Origin of the sequence: Phenylobacterium sp. (genome assembly GCF_035569475.1) — a bacterium.
Taxonomy (GTDB): Bacteria; Pseudomonadota; Alphaproteobacteria; order Caulobacterales; family Caulobacteraceae; genus Phenylobacterium.
On record NZ_DATMNA010000126.1, the window covers coordinates 23,582 to 31,546 of the forward strand.

At 68.4% G+C, this 7,965-nt stretch carries 7 protein-coding genes; 3 read left to right on the forward strand and 4 right to left on the reverse strand.

Annotation, left to right across the window (positions count from 1 at the left end):
• Nucleotides 1–141: 141 nt before the first annotated feature.
• Both VNW53_RS19770 and ppk2 read right to left on the reverse strand, forming a co-directional pair.
• Complete coding sequence (locus VNW53_RS19770; protein ID WP_325557772.1) at nt 142–1,122, reverse strand: aldo/keto reductase; 981 nt, start codon at nt 1,120–1,122, stop codon at nt 142–144.
• Nucleotides 1,123–1,134: 12 nt separating this feature from the next.
• Entirely contained in the window at nt 1,135–1,896 is a 762-nt protein-coding gene (gene ppk2, locus VNW53_RS19775) for a polyphosphate kinase 2 (RefSeq protein WP_325557773.1), read from the reverse strand.
• Nucleotides 1,897–1,943: 47 nt separating this feature from the next.
• On the opposite strand from ppk2, the gene VNW53_RS19780 reads away from it, so the two are divergent.
• Nucleotides 1,944–2,693, forward strand: coding sequence for a 16S rRNA (uracil(1498)-N(3))-methyltransferase (locus tag VNW53_RS19780; RefSeq protein ID WP_325557774.1), 750 nt, complete (start codon nt 1,944–1,946; stop codon nt 2,691–2,693).
• Between the two features lie 85 nt (nt 2,694–2,778).
• Nucleotides 2,779–4,134 (forward strand): glutamate--cysteine ligase, encoded by a 1,356-nt coding sequence (locus tag VNW53_RS19785; protein WP_325557775.1) that lies wholly within the window; start codon nt 2,779–2,781, stop codon nt 4,132–4,134.
• A gap of 153 nt (nt 4,135–4,287) precedes the next feature.
• Here the strand turns inward: VNW53_RS19785 and VNW53_RS19790 are convergent, their stop codons facing one another.
• Nucleotides 4,288–4,815 carry a DUF427 domain-containing protein gene (locus VNW53_RS19790; protein ID WP_325557776.1) on the reverse strand — a complete coding sequence of 176 codons (528 nt, stop codon included), beginning with the start codon at nt 4,813–4,815 and terminating at the stop codon, nt 4,288–4,290.
• 186 nt (nt 4,816–5,001) lie between these two features.
• Here VNW53_RS19790 and VNW53_RS19795 point away from each other — a divergent pair, with 186 nt between their 5' ends.
• Nucleotides 5,002–6,771, forward strand: a complete 1,770-nt coding sequence (locus VNW53_RS19795; protein ID WP_325557777.1) for an oligopeptide:H+ symporter — start codon at nt 5,002–5,004, stop codon at nt 6,769–6,771.
• Between the two features lie 13 nt (nt 6,772–6,784).
• Here VNW53_RS19795 and VNW53_RS19800 read toward each other — a convergent pair.
• On the reverse strand, nt 6,785–7,965 hold a 1,181-nt coding region (locus VNW53_RS19800; RefSeq protein WP_325557778.1), incomplete at its 5' end, for a TonB-dependent receptor.

Sequence of the window (7,965 nt, forward strand, 5' to 3'; positions counted from 1 at the left end):
GCTTTGGGGTGCATGGCCGCGGCGGTCCCTGGAGGAATCGTTGCGCCAGCCTAGCCAGCGAACAAAGAAAGAACAACAAAGTGTTTACGAATGGTTAACAGCTTAACCATTCCCGCCTTGGGACACGGAACAAACCCGGATTCAGGCGTGATCTAACACTGGTTTTGGAAGGTAGTCGGCTTCGAGCCGTTTGACCTCGTCGTCGCTCAGGGCGACGTCCAGGGCGGACACCGCCTCATCGATATGGCCAAGCTTGCTGGCGCCGATGATCGGGGCCGTCACGGCCTTGTTGCGCAGCACCCAGGCGAGCGCGATCTGCATGTTGGAGAGGCCGCGTTCCTTGGCGATCTCGCTCACCGCATCGACCACCTTGCGGTCGGCGTCGGTGTAGTAGAGGCGGGGGCTGAACTCGTCGGTGCGCGCTCGCTCGGTGTTGCCTTCCCTGGGCGCGGCGCGGCCGCCGGCCAGGTAGCCGCGGGCCAGCGGCGACCAGGGGATGACCCCGATCCCTTCCGCGCGGCAGAGCGGCAGCATTTCGCGCTCCTCCTCCCGGTAGACGAGGTTCAACTGCGGCTGCATGGAGACGAAGCGCGCCCAGCCGTGCCGCTCGCTGGCGGCCAGCATGCGGGCGAACTGCCAAGCGTACATGGACGAGGCGCCGATATAGCGGGCTTTGCCGGCCTTCACGACGTCGTTGAGCGCCTCCAGCGTCTCCTCGATGGGGACGTCGTAGTCGAAGCGGTGGATCTGGTAGAGGTCGACGTAGTCCATGCCGAGCCGCGCCAGGCTGGCGTCGATCTGGGCCATGATCGACTTGCGGGAGAGGCCCTTTTCGTTCGGTCCCTTGCCCATCGGCCCGTTGACCTTGGTGGCGACCACGATCTCCTCGCGCCTGGCGAACTCGCGCAGCCAGTGGCCGGTGACCTCCTCGCTGGCCCCGATCGAATAGACGTTGGCGGTGTCGAAGAAGGTGATCCCCTTCTCGACGGCGGCCTTGAAGAAGGGCTTCGACTGCTCCTGGTCGAGCACCCAGGAGCGCCACGTGGGCGAGCCGTAGGTCATGCACCCCAGGCACAGGCGCGAGACCTTGAGCCCGGTGTTTCCAAGGCGAACCTGATCCATGGCGATCCTCCTTTAGCGTTCCAGCCGCCCGTCGGTCAGGGCGGCGACCTCGAACTCGAAGACCACCTTGGGGTCGGGCTTGTCGACGCTCTTGGCGACCGCCTTGGGGGCCAGCACCTTCAGCAGGTAGCGGATGGTGTTCAGCCGGGCGTTCTTCTTGTGGTCGGTGCGCACGATGATCCAGGGCGCCTCAGGGGTATGGGTGCGGGTCAGCATCTGGTCGCGCGCCTCGGTGTAGGCGTCCCATTTCTGCTGGGCGACGTCGTCGAGGGCGCTGACCTTCAGGGCCTTCAGGGGGTCGGTCTTGCGGGCCTTCAGCCGCTGGGCCTGCTCCTTGCGGGAGATGTCGAGCCACAGCTTGACGACCTTCAGCCCGCTGGCGATCACCATCGCCTCGAACACCGGCGCATCGCGCAGGAAGGCCTCATGCTCCTCCGGCGTGCAGAAGCCCATCACCGGCTCGACGCCGCCGCGGTTGTACCAGGAGCGGTTGAGCAGGGTCAGTTCGCCAGCCGCCGGCAGGTGGGTCACATAGCGCTGGAAATACCACTGGCTGTGTTCGCGCTCGGTGGGCTTGGGCAGGGCCACGGCGCGGGTGTTGCGCACCGACAGATGCTCGGTGATCCGCTTGATCGCCCCGTCCTTACCGGCGGCGTCGCGCCCCTCGAAGATCACCAGGGCCTTCTCGCCCCCCGCTATGGCGGCCTGCTGGTAGCGCACCAGGGCCGCCTGCAGGGTTTCCAGCTCGCGGGTGTAGTCGTCGTCTTTGGACATGCCTTGACCCTAGTCCCGATGAAGCCCCGGGGGCTACAACGGCCGCGATGATCCGCCTGTTCATTCCCCACGACCTGGCCGCCGGCGCCGAACTGGCGCTCGACCATGCCCAGAGTCACTACCTGGCCTCGGTGATGCGCCAGGACGTAGGCGCCCAGGTGGCGCTGTTCAACGGCCGCGACGGGGAGTGGCTGAGCGTCGTCACCGCGGTGACCCGGCGCGCCGTGGCCCTGCGCGCGCAGAGCCGGTCGCGGCCGCAGACGATGGGGCCGGACCTCGATCTCATCGTCGCCGTGGTCAAGCGCGGGCGGGTGGAGACCATCGTCGAGAAGGCCGCCGAGCTGGGCGCGCGCCGTGTGCGCCTGGCCCTGACCGAACGCACCAACGCCGACCGCGCCCGCGTCGAGCGGCTGACGGCCATCGCCACCGAAGCGGCGGAACAGACCGGCCGCCTGGATGTCCCCGCGGTGCTGGAGCCGGTGAAGCTTTCAAAGCTCATCGACGGCTGGGACGCGGGCCGCAGACTCCTCTTCTGCGACGAGGCCGGAGACGCATCGCCGATCCTGGAGGCGCTCTCCCCGCAAGCGGGAGGGGAGCCTTGGGCGATCCTGATCGGGCCCGAAGGCGGGTTCTCGCCCGCCGAGCGCGAGCGGCTCCGGGGGCTGCCCTACGCCGTCCCGGCCTCGCTGGGCCCGCGCATCCTGCGGGCCGACACGGCCGCGATCAGCGCGCTGACGCTCTGGCAGGCCGCGCTCGGCGACTGGGCCTCCCCGACGCGGCTTGGCGGCGCCCCTTGAGCTTGCGCCGATTGCGCCCACCTATTCCGTCAACGTAAAGAGCACCGCCGCACAATGCGGTCCCGGTTGGGATGGGGAAGACTCAATGGCCGATACCGCCACGGACGATCGTCCCCTGACGTTCGATGACCTGGTCGCCTGGTTCGAGCGGGGCGCCAAGCCCAAGGACCAGTGGCGGGTGGGCGCCGAGCACGAGAAGTTCGTCTTCCGCCTGGGGAGCCATGAGCCCGTCCCGTACGAGCCCGATGGCATCAAGGCCCTGCTCGACGGCCTGACGCGCTTCGGCTGGAAGCCGGTGCTGGAGGCCGGCCATGTGATCGCCCTGGAACGCGGCAAGGCCAACGTCAGCCTGGAGCCCGGCGGCCAGTTCGAACTCTCCGGCGCGCCGCTGGAGACCATCCACGACATCTGCGAGGAGACCGGCGGCCACCTGCAGGAGGTGAAGATCGTCGCCGACGAGCTGGGCCTGGGCTTCCTGGGCCTGGGCTTCACGCCCATCTGGCGGCGCGACCAGGTCCCGGTCATGCCCAAGGGCCGCTACAAGATCATGCGCGAGTACATGCCCAAGGTCGGCGGCCTGGGCCTGGACATGATGTTCCGCACCTGCACCGTGCAGGCCAACCTCGACTTCGGCTCCGAGGCCGACATGGTGGCCAAGTTCCGCACCAGCCTGGCCCTGCAGCCGGTGTGCACGGCGCTGTTCGCCAATTCGCCGTTCGTCGAAGGCAAGCCCTCGGGCTTCGTCTCGGCCCGGGCCAACGTCTGGACCGACACCGACCCCGATCGCACCGGCATGCTGGATTTCGTCTTCAAGGACGGTTTCGGCTTCGAGACCTATGCCAGCTACGCCCTGGACGTGCCGATGTACTTCGCCAAGCGCGGCGACCGCTACATCGACCTGGCCGGCCGCTCGTTCCGCGACTTCATGGACGGCAAACTAGCCGAACTGCCCGGCGAGAAGCCCTCCATCAAGGACTGGGCCGACCACACCACCACCATCTTCCCCGAGGTGCGGCTGAAGCAGTACCTGGAGATGCGCGGCGCCGACTCCGGCCCGTGGAGCCGGCTCTGCGCCCTGCCGGCGCTGTGGACCGGGATCTTCTACGACAGCGCCGCCCTGGCCGCGGCCTGGGACCTCTGCAAGCACTGGAAGATCGAGGACCACGAGCGTTTGCGTGCGGATGTCGCCCGCGTGGGCCTGAAGGCCGAGATCGCCGGGCGCACCGTGCAGGACGTGGCCAAGGACATGCTCGCCGTCGCCCGCGAAGGCCTGAAGCGCCGCAACCGCCTCTCCGGCGGCCTCGTCGACGAAAGCGGCTACCTGGCCGAACTCGACGAGATCGCGGCCAGCGGGATCACCCCGGCCGAACGCCTGCTGGAACTCTACAACGGCCCCTGGCAGGGCGACGCCGGCAAGGTGTTCGAGAGCTTCGCGTACTGAAGTCATCCCTCCTCTTTAGGGGAGGGAAAGGCCGCGCAGCGGCCAGGGTGGGGAAGTTGCGTTCAAACGGGCGCGCCTGAGCGCTGGCCCGCGCACCCCCACCCCTCCCGAGCTTCGCTCGGTCCACCCTCCCCTAAAGAGGAGGGATACAGATCACCGCAATCCCCCGTCATCCGGCGTCGAGACGTTGGCCGGCCAGGGCTCGCGCTGCGGCGCGCCTGCGCCGCTGTCGGTGTGCTGCACGGCGTCGTCGACGGTGATGGCGTAGTCCTCGTCGGCGCGGGCCGTGGCCTCGGGCCGGTAGTGGGGGTTCACCGCCTCGTCGGCGACCTCATAGACCTCGATCTTGTCGGGATAGAAGGCCAGGCGGCCCTCGATCCCCTCCATGGCCGGGAAGGGCTGCTCGTAGGTCCAGACGGCGTTCTCGGCGAACCGGCCGTCCATCAGCACCGTGAAATAGCTGGCGTCGCCCTTGTAGGGGCAGTGGGTGCCGCGGGCGGTGCGGCTCATGTAGCCCATCTCCACGTCGACGCGGGGGAAGTAGACCACGGCAGGGTAGTCGGCTTCGCGCAGGATGATCGCGTCGTCGGTGTCGGCGATCACGTGGCCGGCGTAGCGGGCGCGCCAGCGGTTCGTCGCCTTCTCCAGGGTGATCGGGTGGTCGGGGCCGGGCGTCTTCATGGCAGGTCTCCTTCAGCGGGCGTAACGCGGAGCCCCGGCCCAGGCTCCCCGCGTGATCGTCTGCCCCTAGATGGGGTTTGGCCTTGCTTGTGCTGAGGGGGTCTAAGTGATTTTCTGCCGCTTAATCATGACGGCGCGCAGCTTTGGGGGCCGCGCGCCTCCCCCAAGAGAGGCAAGAGCCGCCACATGGACATCGTCATCGTGGCCGGGATCGTCGTCGCGGCGGCCACGGCCATTCCCGTCGTCCTGCAGCTTCGCCAGCACCCGCGGGGCCTGCGGATCCTGTTCTTCGCCGAGATGTGGGAGCGGTTCTCCTACTACGGGATGCGCGGCCTGCTGATCTTCTACCTGACGCAGCACTTCCTGTTCGACGACAAGACCGCCGCCGGCTCCTACGGGGCCTACACCTCGCTGGTCTATCTGCTGCCGGTGATCGGCGGCTTCCTGGCCGACCGCTTCCTGGGCGCGCGCAAGGCGGTGGCCTTCGGGGCGCTGCTGCTGGTCGCCGGCCACTTCACCATGGCGCTGGAAGGCGAGCCCGCGACCCAGGTGCTGACCACCCACGGCGCGGCCTACAATTTCCAGGTCACCGGCCGGGCCGACGCGCGCCAGGTGAAGCTCCTGGTCGATCGCCAAGCCTACGCCTATTCCGCCGCCGCGGACGGGGGCCTGGACATCAAGGGCCTGCCGGCTTCGGCGCCGCTGCCGGCCCACCTGGCCAAGGGCGACTACCAGATCTCGGTCGCCCGCCAGGCGCCGCTGTTCAAGAACATCCTCTTCCTGGCGCTGGCCCTGATCATCATGGGGGTCGGCTTCCTGAAGGCGAACATCGCCGCCATGGTCGGCCAGCTCTACCCGCAGGGCGATCCGCGCCGCGACCCGGGGTTCACCCTCTACTATTACGGCATCAACCTGGGCTCGTTCCTGGCCTCGATCGCCTGCGGCTGGCTGGGCCAGACTATCGGCTGGTGGGCCGGCTTCGGCGCGGCCGGGATCGGCATGGCGCTCGGCTGGATCGTCTTCGTGCTCGGCAAGCCGATGCTCGAAGGCAAGGGCGAGCCGCCGGACCCGGCAGCTCTGGCCAAGCCCATCGCCGGGCCGCTCAACACCGAGTGGCTGATCTATATCGCGGGCCTGGCGGGCGTGGCCGCGGTCTGGGTGGTGGTGCAGAGCTTCGCCATCGTGAGCGGCCTGCTGGGCGTCGGCGCGATCGCCGTGCTGGGCTACCTGATCTGGTACATGACTGCGAAGGCCGACAAGGTCGAACGCGAGCGCCTGCTGCTGGCCATCGTCCTGATCCTCGCCTCGGTGGTGTTCTGGGCGCTCTACGAACAGGGCGGTTCGTCGCTGAACCTCTTCGCCGAGCGCAACGTCAACCTGCATCTCTACGGCGATCAGAGCATGAAGCCGGCCCAGGCCCAGTCCTTCCAGTCCGGCTGGATCCTGATCCTGGCGCCGGTGATGGCCGCGCTCTGGACCTTCCTCGGCCGCTTCGGACGCGATCCGAACCCGGTCGCCAAGTTCGGCGCCGGCCTGCTGCTGATCGGGGCCAGCTACTATGTGCTGATCTTCGGCGCGCAGTTCGCAGGCGCCGACTTCAAGAGCCCGCTGATCTTCCTGGCGGGGGCCTATCTGATGCAGACGACGGGGGAGATGTGCGTCTCGCCGGTCGGCCTGTCGCAGATGACCAAGCTCGCCCCGCCGCTGCTGATCTCGACCCTGATGGCGACCTGGTATCTGGGCACCGCCGGCGCGCAGTTCGTGGCCGCCAAGATCGCCCAGCTCACCGCGTCGGACACCATCGGCGGCCAGGTCCTCGACGCCGGCAAGGCGCTGGCCACCTACAGCCACGTCTTCGGCGTGATCGGCCTCTGGGGCCTGGGCGCAGGCCTGCTGATGATCGTCCTCTCGCCGTGGCTCAAGCGCTGGGCCCACGGCGCCAGCGACACGAAGTAGGGGCGGGGAGGATCTAGCTCCCGAAGGTCTTCCGCAGGCGGATGTAGATCACCCGGCCAGGGTGCACCGAGGTCTGCTCGACCAGCGCCAGGGGGAACCGGTCGCGCGGCCCGTTCCAGCTCTCGAAGGTGTGCTTGAACCCGCGGGCGGTGACGTTGTCGAGCTCGATCCGCCAGCTCAGCTTGGGGTTCGGCTTCCACTCCGCGAACGGGGTGACATAGGTCTGCAGCTTGTCGATCTGGATCGCATTGAAGCGGTAATAGCGGCGCTGCCAGCCGCCATAGGCGTCGACGCCGTAGAGGAACCGGCCGACCGACTGGCTGTAGTGGGCCTCCCAGTCGGCGGGGTGCTCGCCGCTGATCCCCCGCTTGCGGCCGGTGGTGGGGTCGGTCACCTGCGACCAGCGGCGGGTGTATTCGCCACGGATCACCGCCCCCTTCAGGCCCAGCTTGTCCAGCGGCAGGGTCAGGTTGACCAGGGCGTCGTTCTCGCTGCCGTCGCCGATGTTGGCCGGGGCGTCGAAGACGCTGCCGTCCGGCGCGCGCACCGGGGCGCGGTCGATGGCGTCGGTGATCTGCAGGTGGCGCAGGGTCAGGACCAGGCCGCCGCCGCCCCAGAAGTGGCGTTCGTAGGCGATCTCGCTGGCCCAGTCCTGCTGCGGGACCAGGTTGGGGTTGCCGGCGGTGACCACGCCCGCGGTCAGGGTGGTGGAGGCCACGAAGGCGGTGAAGTCGAGCTGGCCCACCTCCCGCTCGTAGCGGAAGCGGATCTGGTCGTCGGCGTCCGGCGCCCAGGTCACCGCCAGCCGCGGCTTGGTGTAGTACAGGGTCTTCGACAGGTTCACGTCGCCGCTGGACGAGATCTGCGAGCCCTCCTCGCGCACGGCGCCCTCGACGGTCAGCGTCGAGAACGGCCGCCAGACCGTCTTGCCGAACACCTCGCCGCGCTTTTCGTCCACCTGGACGTCCGCCGCCGGCAGCTTGGTGAACACGCCGTTGTCCGAGAACAGGATGTGGTTCTCGAGGCTATTGTAGGCGCCCTCCGCGCCGGCCTCCCAGGACAGGCGCGGCTTTTGCTGGAACTTCACCACGCCGCGCAGGATGGTCTCGGAGGTGGTGGTGTCCTGACGGAAGACCTGGGCGTCGGTCGGGGTGTCGAAGGCGTCGGCGTACTTCTCGTGCTTGTCCTGGCGCA

Coding starts and splice junctions, on each gene's coding strand:
- VNW53_RS19770 (WP_325557772.1), bottom strand. CDS start 1,122: ATGGATCAGGTTCGCCTTGGAAACACCGGGCTCAAGGTCTCGCGCCTG.
- VNW53_RS19795 (WP_325557777.1), top strand. CDS start 5,002: ATGGACATCGTCATCGTGGCCGGGATCGTCGTCGCGGCGGCCACGGCC.
- VNW53_RS19790 (WP_325557776.1), bottom strand. CDS start 4,815: ATGAAGACGCCCGGCCCCGACCACCCGATCACCCTGGAGAAGGCGACG.
- ppk2 (WP_325557773.1), bottom strand. CDS start 1,896: ATGTCCAAAGACGACGACTACACCCGCGAGCTGGAAACCCTGCAGGCG.
- VNW53_RS19780 (WP_325557774.1), top strand. CDS start 1,944: ATGATCCGCCTGTTCATTCCCCACGACCTGGCCGCCGGCGCCGAACTG.
- VNW53_RS19785 (WP_325557775.1), top strand. CDS start 2,779: ATGGCCGATACCGCCACGGACGATCGTCCCCTGACGTTCGATGACCTG.